The organism is Massilia brevitalea (assembly GCF_030711405.1).
In the GTDB taxonomy this organism is placed as follows: domain Bacteria; phylum Pseudomonadota; class Gammaproteobacteria; order Burkholderiales; family Burkholderiaceae_D; genus Telluria; species Telluria brevitalea.
On the sequence record NZ_JAULSI010000018.1, the window covers coordinates 24,222 to 44,512 of the forward strand.

The 20,291-nt window shown below is 68.4% G+C and carries 18 protein-coding genes; 9 read left to right on the forward strand and 9 right to left on the reverse strand.

Features of this window, described 5'->3' with window-relative positions:
- The first annotated feature begins 9 nt into the window (after window positions 1-9).
- From QWL29_RS13045 to QWL29_RS13070, 6 genes are all read left to right on the forward strand, one after another.
- The gene (locus tag QWL29_RS13045) at window positions 10-675 is read left to right on the forward strand and encodes a hypothetical protein (protein WP_305823320.1); all 666 of its coding nucleotides are present in this window, start codon (window positions 10-12) and stop codon (window positions 673-675) included.
- Between the two features lie 167 nt (window positions 676-842).
- Window positions 843-2,078 carry a GDSL-type esterase/lipase family protein gene (locus tag QWL29_RS13050; RefSeq protein WP_305823321.1) on the forward strand — a complete coding sequence of 412 codons (1,236 nt, stop codon included), beginning with the start codon at window positions 843-845 and terminating at the stop codon, window positions 2,076-2,078.
- Between the two features lie 27 nt (window positions 2,079-2,105).
- Complete coding sequence (locus QWL29_RS13055) at window positions 2,106-4,220, forward strand: acyltransferase family protein (protein ID WP_305823322.1); 2,115 nt, start codon at window positions 2,106-2,108, stop codon at window positions 4,218-4,220.
- 57 nt (window positions 4,221-4,277) lie between these two features.
- Window positions 4,278-5,075, forward strand: coding sequence for a transglycosylase SLT domain-containing protein (locus QWL29_RS13060; RefSeq protein WP_305823323.1), 798 nt, complete (start codon window positions 4,278-4,280; stop codon window positions 5,073-5,075).
- Window positions 5,076-5,122: 47 nt separating this feature from the next.
- The gene (locus QWL29_RS13065) at window positions 5,123-6,553 is read left to right on the forward strand and encodes an SGNH/GDSL hydrolase family protein (protein WP_305823324.1); all 1,431 of its coding nucleotides are present in this window, start codon (window positions 5,123-5,125) and stop codon (window positions 6,551-6,553) included.
- 84 nt (window positions 6,554-6,637) lie between these two features.
- On the forward strand, window positions 6,638-7,006 hold the full coding sequence (locus QWL29_RS13070) for a Fur family transcriptional regulator (RefSeq protein ID WP_305823325.1): 369 nt from the start codon (window positions 6,638-6,640) through the stop codon (window positions 7,004-7,006).
- Window positions 7,007-7,054: 48 nt separating this feature from the next.
- Here the strand turns inward: QWL29_RS13070 and QWL29_RS13075 are convergent, their stop codons facing one another.
- The 9 genes from QWL29_RS13075 to QWL29_RS13115 all read right to left on the reverse strand — a co-directional run bounded on the left by QWL29_RS13075 (window position 7,055) and on the right by QWL29_RS13115 (window position 15,906).
- Window positions 7,055-7,465: a MerC domain-containing protein gene (locus QWL29_RS13075; RefSeq protein ID WP_305823326.1), complete on the reverse strand. Its 411-nt coding sequence runs from the start codon at window positions 7,463-7,465 to the stop codon at window positions 7,055-7,057.
- 79 nt (window positions 7,466-7,544) lie between these two features.
- Complete coding sequence (locus QWL29_RS13080) at window positions 7,545-9,653, reverse strand: TonB-dependent receptor domain-containing protein (RefSeq protein WP_305823327.1); 2,109 nt, start codon at window positions 9,651-9,653, stop codon at window positions 7,545-7,547.
- A gap of 187 nt (window positions 9,654-9,840) precedes the next feature.
- Entirely contained in the window at window positions 9,841-10,458 is a 618-nt protein-coding gene (locus tag QWL29_RS13085) for a PEP-CTERM sorting domain-containing protein (protein WP_305823328.1), read from the reverse strand.
- A gap of 114 nt (window positions 10,459-10,572) precedes the next feature.
- Complete coding sequence (locus QWL29_RS13090) at window positions 10,573-10,902, reverse strand: YnfA family protein (protein WP_305823329.1); 330 nt, start codon at window positions 10,900-10,902, stop codon at window positions 10,573-10,575.
- Between the two features lie 17 nt (window positions 10,903-10,919).
- The gene (locus QWL29_RS13095) at window positions 10,920-11,558 is read right to left on the reverse strand and encodes a TetR/AcrR family transcriptional regulator (protein WP_305823330.1); all 639 of its coding nucleotides are present in this window, start codon (window positions 11,556-11,558) and stop codon (window positions 10,920-10,922) included.
- A 31-nt stretch (window positions 11,559-11,589) separates the two neighbouring features.
- Window positions 11,590-12,624, reverse strand: a complete 1,035-nt coding sequence (locus QWL29_RS13100; RefSeq protein ID WP_305823331.1) for an HlyD family secretion protein — start codon at window positions 12,622-12,624, stop codon at window positions 11,590-11,592.
- A gap of 32 nt (window positions 12,625-12,656) precedes the next feature.
- Complete coding sequence (locus QWL29_RS13105) at window positions 12,657-14,216, reverse strand: MFS transporter (RefSeq protein WP_305823332.1); 1,560 nt, start codon at window positions 14,214-14,216, stop codon at window positions 12,657-12,659.
- A complete protein-coding gene (locus tag QWL29_RS13110; protein ID WP_305823333.1) occupies window positions 14,213-14,458 on the reverse strand; it encodes a hypothetical protein in 246 nt (81 codons plus the stop codon). Before QWL29_RS13110 ends, QWL29_RS13105 begins: the two co-directional genes overlap by 4 nt.
- Entirely contained in the window at window positions 14,455-15,906 is a 1,452-nt protein-coding gene (locus QWL29_RS13115) for an efflux transporter outer membrane subunit (RefSeq protein WP_305823334.1), read from the reverse strand. The genes QWL29_RS13110 and QWL29_RS13115 overlap by 4 nt, the downstream gene beginning before the upstream one ends.
- A gap of 184 nt (window positions 15,907-16,090) precedes the next feature.
- Between QWL29_RS13115 and QWL29_RS13120 the strand changes: the two genes are divergently transcribed.
- From QWL29_RS13120 to QWL29_RS13130, 3 genes are all read left to right on the forward strand, one after another.
- Window positions 16,091-16,891, forward strand: coding sequence for an alpha/beta fold hydrolase (locus QWL29_RS13120; RefSeq protein ID WP_305823335.1), 801 nt, complete (start codon window positions 16,091-16,093; stop codon window positions 16,889-16,891).
- A 173-nt stretch (window positions 16,892-17,064) separates the two neighbouring features.
- Window positions 17,065-18,813 (forward strand): GMC family oxidoreductase, encoded by a 1,749-nt coding sequence (locus tag QWL29_RS13125; protein ID WP_305823336.1) that lies wholly within the window; start codon window positions 17,065-17,067, stop codon window positions 18,811-18,813.
- A 97-nt stretch (window positions 18,814-18,910) separates the two neighbouring features.
- Window positions 18,911-20,263, forward strand: a complete 1,353-nt coding sequence (locus QWL29_RS13130; RefSeq protein ID WP_305823337.1) for an MFS transporter — start codon at window positions 18,911-18,913, stop codon at window positions 20,261-20,263.
- Window positions 20,264-20,291 lie beyond the last annotated feature (28 nt).

The following is a 20,291-nucleotide window of genomic DNA, read 5'->3' on the forward strand; positions in this document are numbered from 1 at the left end:
AAGACCACAATGAAATTCCAGAACATCGTCCTGGCCGCCGCACTGGCCGCCGCCATCGTCCCGCAGGCCTACGCGGTCGACTTCGGCCTGCCGAAGATCGGCAAGAGCAGCAATGCCGGCAGCGGCAACGTCGAAGCCGACATCAAGACCTTCCTGGCCACCGCCGGCGAAGCGCGCCAGCTGACCAGCCAGTCGGCATTCGCGCTGGGCCAGGCCCTGCTGACCAAGGAAGACATGGAAGCCGCCGCAGCCGCGCTGGCCGCCGCCAACGCCATCGCCGACGCCAAGGAAAAGGAAGCGGCGAAAGCGAAGGTGGAGCAGGACCTGAATGCCAAGCTGGCCAAGGTGAACTATGAAGCCGCGGCCAAGGAACTGGCCAAGGCCAACGACAGGAAGAAGAACGCCCTGGTCGGCAACGCGATGTTCAACTTCGCGCTCGGCCTGCTGAAGGACAAGGAACTGGCGAACCGCGGTTCGGCACTGGCTTCCTCGGCCGCCAGCAACCCGATGCTGCTGGCCAAGGCCGGCGAAGTCAAGGACGTACTCGGTTCGCTGTCCAGCCAGATGGGCGACATGACCCAGATCGCGACCGGCCTGCAGAAGATGGCCACCACCATCAAGTCGGTGCCGCTGCCGACCAGCGCCGCCGCGGCGCCGGTGGCGATCGCAGACTGAAAATATTTGCAGCAAATCGTGAAAATACTGCGTTAAATGATTCCCTGAGTCATTAAACTAGCGGTTCCAAACAGGCCACGCCGCCCATCCCGGGTGCGTGGCCTGTTGGCGTAACAAGAGACAGGTTTTCGCCTTACCGACATCACATGCAGTCATTCCCGATACATATGCTCCGCTGCGCGGCCCTGGGCCTGGGTTTGCTGGCCAGCCAGGCTGCGCTGGCGGCGCCGGACTGCGGCTGGCATGGCGCCGCCCTGCGTCCGGTGCTGCGCGCCGACGCGGGCTTCACGTGGCACACCGGCGCCGGGCTGGCGCCCTCGCCTGCACTCCCGCCGCCTTCTGCGCCGCAGCCTGCCCCGCTGCGCATCGCGCTCTGGGGCGACAGCCTCACGTCGGCGCCCGACTTCATGGACGCCGCCCTGGACGCGGCCGGCATTCCCGGCGCCGCCGTCCAGCCTTCCTTCATCGGGGCCGGGGTCCTGGTGCCGGGGCTGCGCCTGCCGCTGAAATCGGCCTGCGCCAGCGGCGGCTGGCAGACCGGCTACGCGCACAAGGAAAACCCGGGCAAGGGCAGGCAGCCGAGCTGGTACGGCAAGAGCTTCGTGAGCATGCGTTCGAACACCCCGGGCGACAGCATCCTGCTCGACTTCCGCTCGCCCTCGACCGCCGCGCGCGCGAAGAGCCTGGCGATCGTGTTCGAAAAGGCGCGGCCCGACGGCTCGCTGCTGCTGGGCGTGGCGGTCGATGGCGGCGCCGAACAGCTGGTGCCGCTCAGCCGCAGCAGCGCCACCCGCCTGCAGATCGTGCCCGACGCGCCAATGGCGGCAATCCGCATCCGCCTGGTGTCGGGCCAGGTGACCTTGCACGGCTTCGCGCCCGAGTATGCGCAGGCGCCGCGCGTGGTGCTCGACAGCTTCAGCGTCCCGGGCGGCATGCTGCGCAGCTGGGCGTATGCCGACGAGAACCTGTTCGGCACGCCGGACGACTACGGGCTGGTGCTGGTCCAGTACGGCACCAACGAAGGCGCCGCCCCGCGCTTTTCGCGGGGCGACTACCTGGCCTACCTGCGCAGCAACCTGGGTCGCATGCGCAAGCTGTATCCGCATGCGCGCTGCATGCTGGTCGGCCCGCCGGACCGCGGCGTGCCCGGCGCCGCTGGAGCCGCCGCGCTGCGCTACGCGAGCGTGCACCGCCAGATCGCCGCGGCCCAGAAGCAGGCCGGCGCGGAGCTGGGCTGCAGCTTCTGGGACTGGCAGGCGGCCATGGGCGGGCCGGGCGCCGCCGCGCGCTGGGCCGGCATGCAGCCGCCGCAGATGCAGAAAGACCAGACCCACCTGACGGCCAAAGGCTATGGGCTGAGCGGCCGCCTGTTCGGCGAAGCGATGCTGACCGACAAACACTGACAAACGAACCGACAACCGAACGCTTCCATGTCTCACTCCAAGACACAACCTGGCGCATTACAAGAAGAACACCGTTTTGCCGAACTCGATGGCCTGCGCGCGCTGGCCGTCGTGTCCGTGATCCTGTTCCACTGCGAAGTCTCCGGCCTGCTCAGCGCCGGCTTCTTCGGGGTCGACATCTTCTTCATGATTTCCGGCTTCATCATCACGGCGAAGCTGATGGACGAGGTCCGCCGCAAGGGCGACTTCCGCTTCCCGACCTTCTACTTCCGCAGGCTGAAGCGCCTGATGCCGCCGGTGCTGGGCCTGATCGTGCTGGCCGCGGTCACGGTACCCAGCGCCGACGACGCCTTCGACCACTTCCGCTCGGACGTGCCGGCAGCCCTGGCCTATGTGTCGAACTGGTGGCAGATCTTTCATGCGCAGGGTTATTTCGACACCACGCCGCTCGTGCTCAAGCACCTGTGGTCGCTGGCGGTGGAAGAGCAGTTCTACTTCCTGTGGCCGGCGCTGGCCTGGCTGGCCCTGAAGCGCTATGGCGAAAAGGCGACCGGCGCGCTGGCCCTGCTGCTGGCGCTGGCCAGCACCGCCTGGATGGCCTGGCTGTTCCAGCCCGATATCGACAGCGCCTTGCGCAACCGGCTCTACCTCGGTTCCGACACCCACGCCATGGGCCTGTTCGCCGGCGCCGCCCTGGCCGGCTTCTGGAATCCGTGGCGCGCGGCCGCACGCGAGGCCCTGGCACGCTGGTGCTGGCGCATCGCCGCCCTGGCCGCGCTGGCCATCCTGGGCTGGATGATGCAGGCCATGAACAACGACCACCCCTGGACCTACGAGGGCGCCTTCCTGCTGGTGCCGCTGCTGACCTGCGTGGTGGCCTACACGGCGATGGGCGACCGCGGCTTCCTGCTGTCGCGGCTGCTGCGCACCGCTGTCATGCAGTGGCTTGGAGGCCGCTCGTATTCGCTCTACCTGGTGCACTGGCTGGTGTTTACCTGGATGCGCCTGCACGGCTGGACCGATTTTGCGGAGCCGGCGGTGCTGGCGGGCGGGCTGCTGGCCGTGGGCGTGCTGGCCGAACTGCTGTACCGCTGCACCGAAGCGCCAATGAAGAAGTTCGACACCCGCGGCCTGGATGCGCGCCAGATGAAAACCCTGGTGGTCAGCTACAGCGGCGCCGTGCTGGCGCTGTTCGCCGGCACCGCGCTGTACGGCATCCGCCCGGCGCCGCTGGTGGCCGCCACGCCCGCGGCCCAGGAAAGCCCGGCCCAGGCGCCGGTCGCGCCCGTCGCTCCAGGCACCACCGCTGCCGCGCCCGCGATCGGCGACGAGGAATTCGCCTCGAACGAGCGCATCTCGGGTGGCGACGACCTGTTCGCGATCGGCGACTCGGTGCTGAAAGGCGCCCAGGCCCACCTGGAGAAGGTCATTCCCGGCATCCGCATCGACGCCGCCGTCGGACGCCAGGCCAGCCAGGGCCTGAAGGTGATCCAGGCCTGGCGCGCGGCCGGCGGCAAGGCGCAGACGGTGCTGGTGCATCTCGGGACCAACGGCTACATTACCGAAAGCCAGTACCGCGCCCTGCTGGCCGAACTGGCCGACCGCGAGCACGTGCTGCTGGTGAACGTGCACGTGCCGAAGCCCTGGATGAAGCCGAACAACGAGATCATCGCGCGCATGCCGGCGGATTTTCCGAACGTACGCGTGATCGACTGGGACGCCTTGTCCGCGGCGCGGCCGGCCTTCTTCGGCAAGGACAATACCCACCTGACGATGAAGGGCGTCCGGGCCTTGACTGCCCAAATCAAGGACGCGACCGGCGGAACGGTTATCATGCCGGCGAGCGAACAGGATACAATGTTGGCTAAAAGCAAGGAACCGGTCCCGGCGCCGGCCGCCGGCAAAGCGGCGGCGGCCTTGCACAAGGAGGCGCCGAAGGAGGCGCCGAAAGAAACCCCACAGGAGGCGGCAGCGATGTCCGCGCCCCCTGCCGCCGAGCCGTCCGCCGCCCACGAAGCCGGCGAGAACGCAAGCCGGCAGCCGCCCGAGCATGCGGCAAGCCACCCGAAAGCGGAGGAAGCGGCGGCAAACCACCTGGCCCATCCCTCGCCCACCCCGAGCGAGGCACAGCCAACCGATTGAGGGCCGTCCGCCCTGCCCCTTGCGGCAGGCCGGTCGACAGCCCGGAAAAGGAGACCCATGAGGGCTTTACGTAGTGTATTAACGCTGGTGCGGGTGCTCGGCATCCTCGCCGTGGCGATCGTCGTGTATGCGTTTGTCTATCCGGAGCGCCTCGGCCAATGGCTGGGACGCGGGCAGGCAGTGACGCAGCCGGCCGCCCAGGTTCCGGCGCAGGAAACCGCCGCGGCGCAGCCGGCCGCGCCGGTTGCATCGTCACCCTCGGCTACCACGGCGGCCATGGCGCCGGCGCCTGTGCCGGCCTCCGCCGCAACGGCGCCCGCCTCGGCCGCAAGCGCGCAGGCGCCCGTCGCCGCTGTCGCTCCTGCCGCGCCGGCCGCACCGAAACCGGTCAAGGTCAGCAAGTCCCAGGCCGCGATGGCCCAGTGGCTGGGCGCCAAGTACCGGGTGTCGCCGGCCATGCTCGAGATCCTGATCGTCGAGGCCGACAAGCTGTCGAAGACGTATAAACTGTCGCCCAACCTGCTCATCGCGGTGATGGCGATCGAATCGAACTTCCACCCCTATATCCAGAGCGAAGCCGGGGCCCAGGGGCTGATGCAGGTGATGCCGGTGATCCACGCCAAGCGCTACGAGAAATTCGGCGGCAAGTCGAGCTTCATCGATCCCATCGTCAGCCTGAAGGTCGGCGCCGAAATCCTGCGCGACTGCGTGAAGCTGAAGGGCGGGTCGGAAGACGAGGCCTTGCGCTTCTACTTCGGCGGCGGCGCCTCGAGCGGCGCCTACATCGACAAGGTGCGCGCCGAGCAGCGCCGCCTGAACGGGGTGGCCGCCGGGCGCCGGGTGCCGGCCGACTGAGTTTGATTGATGTGATTTTGCCGCCGCGGCGGCGCTACGGAGAGCGCATGCGCAGACCCTTGTTCCTGATGTTGTTCGCGGCCGCCGCGCTGCCGTCCCTGAGCGCCGCCCAGCCGGCCTCCCCGGCCATCCGCCAGCTGCTGGTCCAGGCCCGGCCCGACCCCGCCCCGCTCGAATGCGAAAAGGCGGCGCCGGTAACGCGCCGGCCGGCGGCGCCGAACCCCGATCCGCTGGAAGTGCCGACTCTTGAGACGGTGCTGAGCATGTCGCCGAACGCCGACGTGACCATGGCCTCGGGTCCGGCCGTGCCCCGGCCTCCGGCGCCGTCGACGAAACCGGGGCCGGGCCCCTACCGCATCGGCATCTGGGGCGACAGCCACCTGGCCGCGAACTTCTTCACCGAAGAGCTGCTGCGCCAGCTGAAGGCGCCCGCCGGCGTGACCAACACCCTGATCCCCGCCACCATGAACCGCCCCGGCGTACGCCTGCCGCTGCTGCGCTCCTGCGTGAGCGCGCAGTGGAAATACGAACCGAACTACGTGGGCGGCGACAGCGCGGCCGCGCCTGGCCCCGGCCTGGCCAACATGTTGGCCGAGCAGCCCGGCGCCAGCCTGGCCTGGGACCTGCGCAAGACGGCGCAGTCGCCCGGCTACGAGCGCGTGCGCATCCTCTACCAGCAGCTCGATGCGCCGCTGGTGGTCGGCATCAGCGTCGACGGCGGCGCCGAGCAGGAAATCACGCTGTCCGGCGCCGCCGGCCCGGCAGCGCTGGAGCTGATGGCGGACCTGCCGATCTCCCAGGTCAGGCTGCGCCTGCTCGACGGGCGCCTGCGTTTCCATGGCCTGGAACTGCTGCCGCAAGGGCCGGCGCCCTTCGGCATGGACGTCTTCGGCTACCCCGGCGCCACCGTGGCCGGCTGGAAGGCGACGGACCAGGACTACCTGGCCAGCTGGTTCACGCGAGACCAGTACCAGCTGGTGATCCTCGAATTCGGCACCAACGAAGGCAACGTCAAACCCTTCGACCTGGCGGCCTACCGCAAGACCCTGGCCGACTCGGTGGCCAACATGAAGGCCGTGTTCCCGTCGGCCGCCTGCGTGCTGGTGGGCCCGGGCGACCGCGGCGTGCTGGTGCCGCACTCGGCGAACATCCGCAAGGCGAAGACGCGCAAGGAGCGCGCAGCGCAGGCCAAGGCGAGCAAAAAGCGCGCGGCGCAGATCGACCTGCTGCAGTACTCGCGCATCCATGCCGACATCAACCGCGTGCAGGCCGAGGTGGCCCAGGCCGCCGGCTGCAGCGCCTGGAGCATGCAGGACGCGATGGGCGGCCAGGGCAAGGCCTACGAGTGGGCACGCCAGTCGCCGGCGCTGATGGCCAAGGACCTGATCCACTTCACGGTGCCCGGTTACCAGCGCCTGGCGCAGGAGTTCTTCAAGGACATGGGCTGGGCGCCGCTGCCGGCGGCGTCGACGGAATAAAGCCGTGGGCAGCAGCATTGCCGCTGGAATCGCGCGATAATAGCGGATTGCCCGTGCCGCCCCGGCCGTTGAAGGATCGATTACATGGAAAGAAATACGCGTCAGCGCAAGGCCATCCAGGAAGTGATGGCCGCCGCCGGCCGTCCGCTGTCACCGCAGGAACTCCTGGAGCACGCGCAAGGCGCCGTGCCGGGCATCGGCATGGCCACCATCTACCGCAACATCAAGGCGATGCTGGAAGCGGGCGACATCGCGGCCGTGTCGCTGCCCGGCGGCGGTGACCGCTACGAGATCGCGGGACACGAACACCACCACCACTTCCACTGCCGCGCCTGCGACAAGGTGTACGAGGTGCATGCCTGTCCGGGCGACATGAAGAAGCTTACGCCACAGGGGTTCGTGCTGGAGTCGCACGAGTTGACCTTGTATGGCTTGTGCAGCACTTGCCGTTGAGTCTCAATGTTGGAACGCGTGGGTGCCCTGTGCCCACGCGTTCAACGATCAGTGCGCAGCCTTCCCATCTCCCCCAGCCGCAACACAGCGCTTGCACCCGCGATGATTGCGCAAATGCGCCGACACCAGCAGCACGCTGCTGACGATCGCCAGCGCAGTCTCCGCGCCCTGCCCGTAGCGCGGCCCGGCAAAGAACACCGCCGCCAGGAAGCACGCCAGTCCCAGCAGCCCCACCGGCAGCACGAAGGGATCCCGGTGCGCGAGGTAGCCCGGCAATAAGGCCAGCAGCACCGGCACCGTCACCGCCGCCAGCAGCAGGTCGTGGAAGGCATGGTGCTGGCCGCCCAGCCCCAGCACCGGAAAGGCCAGCACCAGCAGCGGCCCGGCCACGCAATGGACCAGGCACAGGGCCGAGGCGGCGATGCCGGCGTAGTCGCCCAGTTTGATCAGTTTCTTCATTCGCTATTCCAGAAAACATGCCCGGCGCACCCACACGGATGCGCCGGGCCGGCAGGCAGGCATGCGCCTGCTCCAGGGCTTAAAAGACCAGGCGCAGCCCCGCCGTCAGGTTGCGGCCGGCCAGCGGCGCCGCGTTCTTGATGAACGAGGTGTGGCTGAAGTCCAGCTCGTTCGTCGCGTTGTTGATGCGGGCGTAGAGCTGGGCCGGCACGCCGCCGATGCGGGTACTGTAGTGCGTCCCCAGGTTCAGCATGTTGTAGCCGCTCGTCGCGCTTTCGAACTGCGCCACGTTGTCCTGGCTGCCGACGTGCACCAGTTCGACCAGGCCGTGCCAGCGCTGCCAGCTGGCGTCGAGCCTGGCGCCGACGCGGTAGGGCGCGATGCGCGGCAGGTTGCGGTTGGCGCCGTCCTCGAAGCGGGCGCGCACCATGTCGCCGAACAGGGTGGCGTCGAGGTTGGCGCCGAGCTTGCGCCGCACCTCGCCTTCCAGGCCGGTGAAGGTGGCGTCGCGCTGGGCGTACTCGATCAGCTGGAAGCCATCAATGTTGTCGAGCGTATTCGCGTAGATATAGTTGTTCACGCGGTTGTGGAAGGCGCTCAGCGAGAAAGTGGTCGCACCGGCGTACTTGCGCAGCGTGAGGTCGACGTTGTTCGAGGTCTCCTTGGTCAGGTTCTCGTTGCCGAGCTCCCAGGTGCTGGTGGCCAGGTGGGCGCCGTCGGCGTACAGCTCCTCGGCGGTCGGCAGGCGGTGGCTGCGCGAGACCGAGGCGCGCAGCGAGTACTCCGGACTGAACTTCCAGACCGCACCCGCCGCTACCGAGGTGCCGCGGGCGCTGGTGTCGCGTTGGGTAGCCGAATCCACCTCAATGTCTTGCCACTCGTGGCGCGCCGCCGCTTCGAAACGCCAGTCGCCCAGCTTGTATTCCTCGGTCAGGAACACCGCGTGCTTCTTGGTGACGGTGGATGGCACATAGGCTTCCTCGCCCGACGCGGCGAAATCGCGCTTGCCGGTCTGCAGGCCGAGCACGCCGCGCCAGCCTTTCACTGGCTTGTGTTCGAGTTCGAGGCGGCCGTCGTGCGCCTTGTTCTTGAAGCTGGTGGCCACGATGCCGTCTTCCAGCTCGTCGTGCCGGTAGTCGGTGATCGAGGCGCGCAGGCGCAGCTTGCTGAAGCCGGCCAGCGGTTCGCGGTACTCGCCGCGGATGTCCCAGCGCTCGCTGTCGAGCTTCACGACCGGGACGTCCTCCGTGCCATGCTCGTGCTCATGGTCGTGGTCGTCGTGGCCTTCCTCGCCCTCGTGCTCGTGCTCGTCGTGGCCGCCGCAGTGCAGGTGGTCGCCGTGCGGGTGGCAGGACTCGGAGGCGTGGTTGTGGCCCGGGATGCCGTATTCGTTGCGCTCCTTGGTGTAGGCCGCGCCGATGAAGCCGCGTTCGCCGATCCAGGACAAACCGACACTGCCCGTCTCGGTTTCCTTGTAGCTGCCGGCCACGCGGCCGCCGCCTTCCCAGCCGCTGCCGACCTTGTAGGCATCGGCGTCGCGCAGCACGCCCTCGGCGTGGACGGCCAGGTTGCCCGAGCCGCCGGTGAACTCGAAGGCGCTGGTCTTTTCGCGCGCCACCGAATTGGCGCGCAGTTCGACGCTGCCCTCGAGCGGTTTTTCCGGCATCGCGGTCGGGATCTTGCGGTCGAGGATATTCACCACGCCGCCCACCGCCCCGCCGCCATAGGCCAGCGCCGACGGGCCGCGCAGCACTTCGATGCGCTCGGCCAGCACCGGCTCGAAGCCGACCGCGTGGTCGGGGCTGATGGTCGAGGCGTCCTGGATTTCGGCGCCGTCGGACAGGATCTTCACGCGCGGGCCGTCCATGCCGCGGATGATCGGACGGCTGGCGCCGGCGCCGAAATGGCTGGAGGTAATGCCCGGCTGGCCGGCCAGGGTTTCGCCCAGCGTCGATTCGCGGGCGCGCACCAGTTCGCTGCCGCCGAGCGAGGTCACCGGGGTGACCATGTCGTCGCTCAGCAGGCCCAGGGCGCTGGCCGAGATCACGACGGTCGGAATGCTGTCCGGATCGCCCGCCAGGCGCGAGGATTCCGTGGCAGGCGCGGTTTGGGCATGCGCGGCGGAGGCGCTGAAGGCGAGCAGGATGGCGAGCGTGAGCGGCGTGTGTTGGCAGGCGAGGACGTGCATGGTGCGGTTCCTTATCCGGTGAGTTCTTATGATGCCGGGAGCGGCTTGGCACTAATTATAATGAGAACTCACTATCAATAAAAGAGAGCACATGCATTTTTATGGCTTTCCTGTCTCCAGATGCGAAAACGGCGGCACCGGGCCGCCGTTCAACATCATATCCCGGCAAACTGCCGGGTCTTGCCGATCAGGCCCGGCGGCGGCGGCGCGCCGAGGCGATGGCGGCCACGCCGAGCAGGCTAAGTGCCAGGGTGCCCGGTTCCGGCACCTTGAAGATGTCCAGCGCGTTGTCGTCGAAGAAGTTGTCGAGGTCCAAGCCGAAGTTGCGCACGAAATGCATCGTGTAGTCGACCGAGAAGGCCGAGGCCGGCACATCGAACCAGCCCTGGTACTGCTGCCAGGCGCCGTAGTGCGAGTCGAGCGTGCTGGTGGCCGCGGTACCGACGATGCTGCCGTTCAGGTCGCGCCAGGTCAGCGACACGTAGCCGTTGTCGCTCGGGGTGCCCTGCTCCAGGCCCTGCTGCCAGAACGACACCTGCGCGCGGCGGTTGGCCGCGGCCCCGCCCAGCAGCACATTCTGGGTCAGCGAGCCGAATTCGCCGCGCCCGCCCAGGAACATGTAGTTGCCGCTGAGCGGATCGATGCCTTTGTCGAAGCTGCCGTCGTCGACACGCGGTTCGGAGTCGCCGCCGACGGTCCAGCCTTCGAGGGTGCCGGTTTCGGCGCCGCCGTTGGTCAGCAGGCTGGCGTGGGCAGTGCCAGCCAGGATGAGGGAGGCGGCAGCGAGGGCAATTTTCGTACGCATAGGACTGTGCAGGAAGCTAAAAAGATGGTGAGGCACGACCTTAACAATTCCGAATCCCGGGTACAACCTATGTGTGTACAGAAAGATACGTTGCTTTAAATCACTACGCAGTGATTACTCCTGGGACCAACCGGATACGATGATCGCCATGCCGCACAAGGCGATCGCCGCGCCGGCCCAGTCCAGCGTCGACAGCCGGACGCCGTCGACGAAGCGCAGCCACACCAGCGCCGTGGCCACGTACACGCCGCCATAGGCCGCATACACGCGTCCGCTCGCCGCCGGATGCAGGGTCAGCAGCCAGACGAACAGCACCAGGCTGGCCGCAGCCGGCAGCAGCAGCCAGATCGACCCACCCTTGCGCAGCCACAGGTAGGGCAAGAAGCAGCCGACGATTTCGGCGAGCGCGGTGGCGACGAACAGCAAGGCGGTTTTCAGGAGCATGCGGGGTTCCAACGAAGTCAGGTAGAGGCGCGGTGGGCGTCGTGCAGTGCGCGCAGGGCCAGGCCGATCAAGTCGCCGGCGCGCAGTTCGGCATGCAGCTGCATCGCATTCCCATAGGTGAGCTCCATCACCAGCGCGCCCAGCACCAGCGGCGCCACCGGCGAGCGGCCGTCCGGGAAGATCTTCGCCAGGCGCGAACCGACTGCCTTCCACTGCTCGTCGAACAGGCGCGTATGGCGCTCGAACAGGACCGTGTGGTTGCGTACCAGGCGCGTCAGGTCCAGCACCAGCAGGCGCAGGTCGGGCTCGTGCTGCAGGCCATTCGCCCAGGTGCAGACGGTGGCGATCGCTTCCTCGGCATCCGCGACCGCATCCAGGCGCCGGCACAGTTCATCGGCCTGGCCGCCGGCGTAGTAGTCGAACAGCTCGAAGAAGAGTTCGTCCTTGGAGGCGAAGTTGGAGTACAGCGCGCCCTTCGAATAACCGGCTTCCTCGGCGATGCGGTCGACCGAGGCGCCGGCGTAGCCTTCGCGCGCGAACACGACGGCGGCCGAGGCCAGCAGGCGTTCGCGGGTCTGGGCGCGGCTCTGCTCGCGCGTCAGGCGCGTTGGCCGGCTGGGCGCTGTGATGTCCTTCGTGGCGTCGCGTTGGTTCATCGTTCTCGGGTTGGTTGAGTGGGGGTGCGGGTCAGCCTTCCAGCGCCACGGTCGGGGTCACCGACATGCCGACCTTCAGCAGGCGCGCGGCGTCCTGGCCCGGATCGATGACGATCTTCACCGGCAGGCGCTGCACCACTTTCGTGAAATTGCCGGTCGCATTATCCGGTGCAATCGGAGAAAAGGAAACACTGCTGGCCGGCGCCAGGCTGGCCACGTGGCCATGCAGCGTGGTCCCGGGCAGCATGTCGACCGCGATGTCGACGCGCTGGCCGACGCGCATGCGCGCCAGCTGGGTCTCGCGGAAGTTCGCTTCCACATAGGCCGACTGCAACGGCACGATGGCCAGCATGGCCGCACCTACCTGGGCATAGGCGCCTACGCGCACGCTGCGCTGGCCGACCACGCCGTCGATCGGAGCGACGATCTTCGTGTACGACAGGTGCAGTTCGGCCGCTTCGAGTGCCGCCTTGCTGCGCGCCACCTGCGCCTCGCCCTGCTCGACCTGGGCGCGCAGGATGGCGGTCTGCTGGCGCGCTCCCATCAGTGCGGCGCTGTCGGCCTTGTGCTGGGCCGCCGCGGCCTGGGCCTGGGACTCGGCCTGCTGGCGGTCCTGCAGCGTGGCCGAACCGTCCGAGGACAAGTCGCGGTAGCGCGCTTCGTTGGCGCGCGCGAATTTCAACGTGGCCTCGTCGGCCGAGACGGCGGCGCCGGCACGCTCGATGGCGCTGCCCTGCTGGGCAACGGTGGCGCGCAGGCGCGACAGGTCGGCTTCGGCCTGGGCCAGGTCGGCCTTTGCCATGTCGATGGCGACGGCGTAGTCGCGGTCGTCGATCCGGGCCAGCAGCTGGCCCTTCTTGACGGCCTGGTGGTCTTCGACCAGGACCTCGAGCACGTTGCCGGCGACTTTCGGTGCGACCAGGGTGAAGTCGGCGGTGACGTAGGCGTCGTCGGTGCTCTGGCGCGCGCCGTGGCCTTCGCCATGGCTGTATGAGTAGGCGCTGCCGGCGAGGACTGCGGCGAGCAGCACGGCGACGGTGATTTTTGCGGGGGTGGGAAGCGACATGCTGATCCTTGATGATGCGGTGTTATTGAATGTTATTTGGCCGGCAGTTGCGGCGCTGGGATGTACTGGAGCATGAGCACGAAGGGCACCAGCGCCAGCGCCAGCACCCCGAGCACGAGGTAGCTGTCGCCGATCGCCAGCACGAAGGCCTGGTGCGAGACACGCTGCGCCACTTCGCCCAGCTGCGCGGGGTCCAGCGCGCCGGCCAGGCGGCGCGCATTCGCGGCGGTATCCAGCAGCACGTTGGCGTGCATCGCTTCGCGCACGGCCAGCAGGCGGCCAACCAGCGCACTGCCGATCAGGGTGCCCAGCACGCGCAGGGCGTTCACGATGCCCGAGACCTGCGGCCCTTCCATCGGCTGCACCAAGCTGGTGGCCAGGAACAGCAGCGCGATCACCGCCATCGGCTGGCCGAAGGCTTGCAGCGCCTGGGCCAGCACGAACTGGTCGGCCATCCAGTTGGGGGTGACGCGCGAACCGGCCAGGCAGGACAGCGCGATCAGCACCAGGCCGGCGGCAAACACATGGCGCGCATCGATCCACTTCTTGTACAGCAGCCAGGACACGGCGGGCCCCAGCACGAACTGCGGCAGTCCGACTTCGAGGCCGATCACGGCCAGCTGCGGCGTGCGGAAATGCCAGGCGTGGCCGAGGTAGTTCGCCGGCAGCAGCGAGCCTGAGAGCAGCACCACCAGCAGGCCGACGAAGATGGCGAAGCCCAGGCCCAGGTTACGGCGGTGCAGCAGCTGCAGCTTAATGAAGGGCATGGGGTGGAACCACTCGCACAGCAGGAAGATGGCGAACAAGCCGCCGCCGGCGCCGAACAGCCAGCACACCAGCGGATTGTTGAACCAGTCCAGGCGCTCGCCCTGGGTCAGGCCGATGCCGAGCATGACCAGGCCGATGAAGCCGGTGACCAAGCCCATCCAGTCGATCTGCCTGAAGCGCTCCAGGCGCACCGGGTCTTGCGGAATGCCCCAGGCCACCGCGCCCAGCGCAAACAGCGCCAGCGGAATGGTCTGCCAGAACAGCAGCTGCCAGATGTGCAGGCCGTCGGTCCAGGCGCCGGACAGCCAGGTGGCCACGTTCGGCGCAAAGGTGGCGGTCATCGCATACAGCGCCAGGCCGTAGAGGCGCAGCGGCAGCGGGAAGAAGCGCAGCGCCGCGGCCATCAGCACCGGAATCAAGAGGCCGCCGAACAGGCCTTGCAGGCAGCGCAGCACCAGCAGGCTTGTGACGTTCGGCGCCAGCGGCGTCAGGATACCGAGTAGCGCAAAGACCGCCACCACCGCCAGGTGATAGCGGCGGAAGGAGAACGTGACGGCGAACCAGGCCGAGAACGGCATCGCCGCGAGTTCGAAGGCGGCGTACAGGCTGTTGATCCAGCTGCCGTCGTCGACGCCCATGCCGAAGGCGGTGCGGATGTCGGCCAGCGCCAGGCCGCCGATGCGGCTGTTCAGGCCGGACATCATGGCGGCGACGAAGACGCCGAGCACGCCGGTGAGCAGGCGCAGGCCGAACGGGTGAATCGCGGGTGCCGGCGGCGCCGAGGCGGCCGGCGCGCCAGGCAGGGGGAGCGCGTGCGTCGTCATGGCTTATCCCCGCCCTTGGCGGCGGCATCGGCCTGCGTCATGGCCGCGTCGCGGCTGGCGGCGACGCCCTGCCCGGCCACGCCATCGGCGTCCCAGGTCTGGATTTCCCAGTGCCAGCTGCCGTCGAATTCGTCGGCCCACACGCACAGGCGGCGGTGGTGTACCCCGTAGGTATCGTCGTCGAGATCGCGCACCCAGAGCGGCAGGTCCGATTCGGCGGAAGGCGTCCAGTCGTGCGTCATGGCGCGTCGCTTTCCCAGCCGCCGCCGAGCGCCTTGTACAGCGCCACCATGGCCAGGGCCGTGTCGGTGCGGCCGCGCGAGGCGGCGTTCTCGCTGTCGAGCAGGCGCTGCTGTGTGACCAGCACGGTGAGATAGTCGGCCGCGCCCTGCGCGTAGCGGCGTTCGGCGTGGGTCAAGGCGCGCCGGTTTTCCAGCACGGCCACGTCGAGTTGCGCGGCGCGCCCCTGTACCCGGCGGTAGGCGGACAAGGCGTTGTCGACTTCGTGCCAGGCGCCGAGCACGGTCTTCTGGTAACTGATCGCCGCTTCCTGCTGGCGTGCTTCCGTCAGTGCCAGGTTGCCCTTCAGGCGTCCGCCTTCGAAAATCGGGAGGTGCAGGGCCGGACCGATGGCGAACTGGCGCGCGCCCCAGTCGCCCAGCTGCGAGAAGGCCAGCGCCTGGGCGCCGACGCTGCCGCTCAAGCTGATGCTCGGGTAAAAGTCGGCCTGGGCCGCGCCGATCTGCGCCGTGGCCGCATGCAGCTGGGCTTCGGCGCGCAGGATGTCGGGGCGGCGGCGCGCCAGCTCGGACGGCAGGCCGACCGGCACCCGGGCCGGCAGGCCGGGCAGTTCGGCGGCGCTTGCCAGCTGGGCGTCGAGGGCGCGCGGCGGCTTCGCCAGCAGCAGGGCCAGCGCATTGCCGAGGGCGGCGCCGCGCTGTTCAAGTTCGGGGATCGCTGCTTCGAAGCTGGCCAGCTGGGCGCGCGCGACCGAGGTGTCGAACTCGGTGGCCACGCCCTGGGCGCGGCGGCGCTCAGCCACGTGCAGGCTCTTGGCTGCGAGTTCGCTGTTCGAGCGCGCCACGCGTACATCGTTCTGCACACCGCGCAGCTCCAGGTAGACGCGCGCGACTTCGGCCGTCAGCGAGACGCGCATCGCAGCCGCATCGTAGCCGGCCGCGTCGACCTGGGCCGCGCTGGCCTCCTGCAGGCGCCGTGCGCGGCCCCACAGATCGAGCTCCCAGCTGGCGTCGAAGCCGGCCTGGGACAGGCTGAAGGCATGCTGGTCGGTAGCGCCGCTGAGGGCATTCGTGCCCTTGCTGCTGGCGCGCTGGCGGGCGTAGGAAGCGCCCGCGTCCACGCGCGGCAGCAGCGCGGCGCCGCTCACCTGCAGCGCAGCGCGGCTTTGCGCCACGCGCACGGCGGCGGCCTGCAGGTCGAGGTTGGCGGCGATGGCGTCGCGTTCGAGTTCGACCAGGGCCGGATCCTGGAACAGCGTCCACCAGGATGGATCGATCGCCTGCTCGACAGGCTGGCTGGGCACGGCGGCGCCCGGCTGGGCCGCGGCGGCGGCGAACGAGGCGATGGCCGGCGCGGATGCCGGGCGCTGGAAATCCGGGCCGAGCGTGCAGGCGCTCAAGACAAGCAGGCAAGCCGAGACGCCGACGCGCAGGGAGAATGAAGCAGACATGGGAGGCGCAATCTTGAAAAGAGCCGGAATTATACCGAACGGTATCCGAATTACGCAAGGTATCCGATTTTCGCGTCTCGTGATGCGCACCGCATGGAATTCGGGAAAATTATTGCCGTGCTAGAATTTTCCGGCCCGCCGCACAATGCGCGGCCGGCGCCGTCTTCGTATTGAGCACATCCCGATGCCGCCTACCCCGCCTGCTCCAGCTTTCCACTTTGCCGATATCGCCTGGCGCGGCCGCACCGTGCGCCACGAATACAGCTGGGTCGGCGCCGCCACCTCGGCCCACCCGACCGTGGTCTTCCTGCACGAGGGCCTGGGTTCGGTCTCGCTGTGGCGCGACTTTCCGCAGCAGTTCTGCCAGGCCCACGGCTTGCGCGGCCTGGTGTTTTCGCGCCATGGCTACGGCCGCTCGACGGCGCGCCCCCTGAGCGAGCCGCTGCCGCACGACTTCATGCACCAGCAAGCCTGGGAAGTGTTGCCGGCCTTGCTGGCGCAGTTGGGTGTCGAGCGCCCCTGGCTGTTCGGCCACAGCGACGGCGCCTCGATCGCCCTGCTGCACGCGGCCCGTGAACCGGTCAGCGGCGTGGTCGTGATGGCGCCGCACATCCTGGTCGAGGACATCGGCGTCGCCGCCATCCGCCAGGCACGCGAGGCGTATGTCCATGGGCCCTTGCGCGCGCGGCTGGCGCGCCACCATCTCGACGTCGACTCGGCCTTCTGGGGCTGGAACGATGTCTGGCTGGACCCGGCCTTCCGCAGCTGGGACATCCGCGGTGAAGTGGCGCGCATCGCCGCACCGCTGCTGGCGATCCAGGGCGAAGGCGACGAATACGGCACCCTGGAACAGGTCGAAGGCATCGCGCGCCTGCTCCCTGCGGCCGAGCTGCTGGTGCTGCCCGAATGCGGCCACTCCCCGCACCGCGACCAGACCAGGCAAGTCATCGACGCGGCCGGCCGCTTCATCCTCGCCCACGCCTGACTCGGCAAAAAACTGACGGTAGCGCCAGCGGAACAACCATCAGTTTTTCTGATATTACGCATAAGCAAACATTATTAGAATAGATGACCGTCCTGCGTTACCCTTCAATCATAAAAGCAGTGCGATGGTGAATCTGGCCATACGAACCCTGCAACAGACATAAGGAGACGCACGTGGAGACGACGCAGGAACGATACGATTACCTCATCGTGGGCGGAGGCTCGGCCGGCTGCGTGCTGGCCAACCGCTTGTCGGCCGACCCGGGCGTGCGCGTGGCGCTGATCGAAGCCGGGCTGGATACCCCGCCCGGCCAGGTCCCGCCCGAAATCCTCGACAGCTACCCGATGCCGCTGTTCTGCGGCGAGCGCTTCATCTGGCCCGAACTGAAGGCGAAAGCCACCGCCGCCTCGCCGCTCAAGGTGTATGAACAGGGCCGCGTGATGGGCGGCGGCTCCAGCATCAACGTGCAGGCGGCGAACCGCGGCCTGCCGCGCGACTACGACGACTGGGCCGCCGGTGGCGCCGCCGGCTGGAGCTGGGACGAGGTGCTGCCCTGGTTCCGCAAGCTCGAACGCGACCTCGATTTCGGCGCAGGATCGACGCACAGCGCCTTGCACGGCAATAGCGGGCCGGTGCCGATCCGCCGCATCGGCCCCGACAACTGGCCGCGCTTCTGCCACGCCTTTGCCGACGGCCTGAAACGCACCGGCCTGCCTTACCTGGAAGACCAGAACGGCGAATTCGGCGACGGCCTGTTCCCGGCCGCGTTCTCGAACATCGACGACCAGCGCGTGTCCACCGCCGTCGGCTACCTCGACGCCATCACCCGCGCCCGTCCCAACCTGACGATCCTGGCCGGCATGCGCGTCGAGCGCGTGCTGACCGAAAATGGCGCCGCGTGCGGCGTGAGCGTGATCGACGGCGCCGGCACCCGCGTGCGCTATGCCGCCAACGAAGTCATCCTCTCGGCCGGCGCCCTGCAATCGCCGGCCCTGCTGCTGCAGGCCGGCATCGGCGACGCCGCCGCCCTCGGCAACCTGGGCATCCGCGTGGTGGCCGATCTGCCCGGCGTGGGCCGCAATTTGCAGGACCACCCTGCGCTCACCTTCTGCCACTTCCTGGCGCCCGAATTCCGCATGCCCCTGAGCCGCCGCCGCGCCAGCATGACGGCGGCGCGCTTCTCCTCCGAGCTGGCCGATTGCGACAGCTCGGACATGTATTTGTCGAGCGCCACACGCGCCGCCTGGCATGCGCTCGGCAACCGCCTCGGCCTGTTCTTCCTGTGGTGTAACCGCCCGTATTCGCGCGGCCAGGTGCGCCTGGCCTCGCGCGATCCGCTGGCGGCGCCGGAGGTCGAACTCAATCTCCTGTCCGACGAGCGCGACCTGCAGCGCATGGCCATCGGCGTGCGCCGCCTGGCGGCCGTGGTCCAGGGCAGCGAACTGCACCGGCACGCCGGCGACTTCTTCCCCGCCGCCTTCAGCGCGCGCGTCAAAGCCCTGAGCCGCCACGGCCCGGGGAATGCCTTGCTGACGCGGGTGCTGGGCGCGGCACTGGATGTACCGGCGCCGCTGCGCCAGTGGCTGGTCGAGCGCTTCGTCACCGGCGGCCAGCGCATGCACGCCCTGCTGGCCGACGAGGCCGCGCTGCACGCCTTTATCCGCAAGAGCGTGTTCGGCGTCTGGCATGCCAGCGGCACCTGCCGCATGGGGCCGTCGAGCGAGCGCGCTGCGGTCACCGACAGCCAGGGCCGCGTGCATGGCGTACATGGCTTGCGCGTGGTCGACGCCTCGCTGATGCCGCGCCTGCCGTCGGCCAACACCAACATCCCCACGATCATGATGGCCGAGAAGATCGCCGACGCCATTCTCGCAGGACGGCGCACGCAGCGCCGGGAAGCGCAACCGGCACTGGCTCGATAAGCGGCTGAATACAAGTTGCGAGCAGCACCGGACGGAAGTAACCGCAGTATCCGCGACGCCGCTGGCGCCGCGGCCACACATACCTAGGAGACAAAACATGGCTGTGCTCACCAATCAAACCGTGGTGTCCGAACGGGAGAACAACCGCCACACGCTCAGGGCGGTGGTTGCCTCGTGCGTCGGCTGGTCGCTCGACCTCTACGACCTCTTCATCCTGCTGTTCGTGGCGCCGATCATCGGCAAGCTGTTCTTCCCGTCCGAGCATGCGATGCTGTCGCTGGCGGCGGTGTATGCCTCGTTCGGCGTCACGCTCCTGATGCGCCCACTGGGCTCGGCCCTGTTCGGGTCGTATGCCGACCGCAAGGGCCGCAAGGCGGCCATGATCGCCTCGATGATCGGCGTCGGCGTCTCGACCGCCGCCTTCGGCCTGCTGCCGACGGTGGCCACCATCGGCGTGGCGGCGCCGATCCTGTTCATCGTCCTGCGCCTGATCCAGGGCGTGTTCGTCGGCGGCGTGGTCGCGGCGACCCACACCATCGGCACCGAATCGGTGGCGCCGCGCTGGCGCGGAGCCGTGTCGGGCCTGATCGGCGGCGGCGGCGCCGGCCTGGGCGCGCTGTTCGCGTCGATCGCCTACTACGCGCTGTCGGCCGCCTTCCCCGGCGAGCAGTTCGAGGAATGGGGCTGGCGCTGCATGTTCTTCACCGGGATCATCAGCGCGGTGCTGGGCATCACCATCTTCGGCAAACTCGAAGAATCGCCGATGTTCAAGAAGCTGCAGGAAGCCAAGGCGCGCAGCAAGGCAGCCGCGGCGCCGATGGCGAACCCGGTGCGCACCCTGTTCACCGGCCAGTACCGCAACATCCTGCTGGTGAACCTGCTGCTGACCATTGGCGGCGGCGCCGGCTACTACCTGACCTCGGGCTTCCTGCCGACCTACCTGAAAGTCGTGAACGGCACCCCGGCCGAAACCGCGGGCTTCATCCTGATGCTGGCCAGTATCGGCGTGATCGTCGCCTCGATCGCCACCGGCCACCTGAGCACCTTCATCGGCCGCAAGAAGACCTTCATCTGGGTCGGCATCCTGCGCCTGATCCTGCTGCCGGCGATCGCCCTCATGATGTCGGGCGTGAGCGACGCCGTGACCCTGGGCTTCCTGGTGATCGTCTTCAGCATGCTGGGCAGCATGGGCTACGCGCCGATCCTGATCTTCCTGAACGAGCGCTTCCCGACCACGATCCGCGCCACCGGCACCGGCCTCTCGTGGAACATCGGCTTCGCCATTGGCGGCGTGCTGCCGACCTTCGTGTCGCTGGCCTCGCCGATGCCGACCGACGTGCCGATGTCGCTGGCCCTGTTCCTGGGCGCGATCAGCGTGATCTTCCTGATCGGCGCGTTCATCGTGCCCGAGACCATCGGCAAGCTCGACGAACCGGCGGCGCAGGCCTGAACGCCGGCCTGGATAGCAGAAAGGAGAC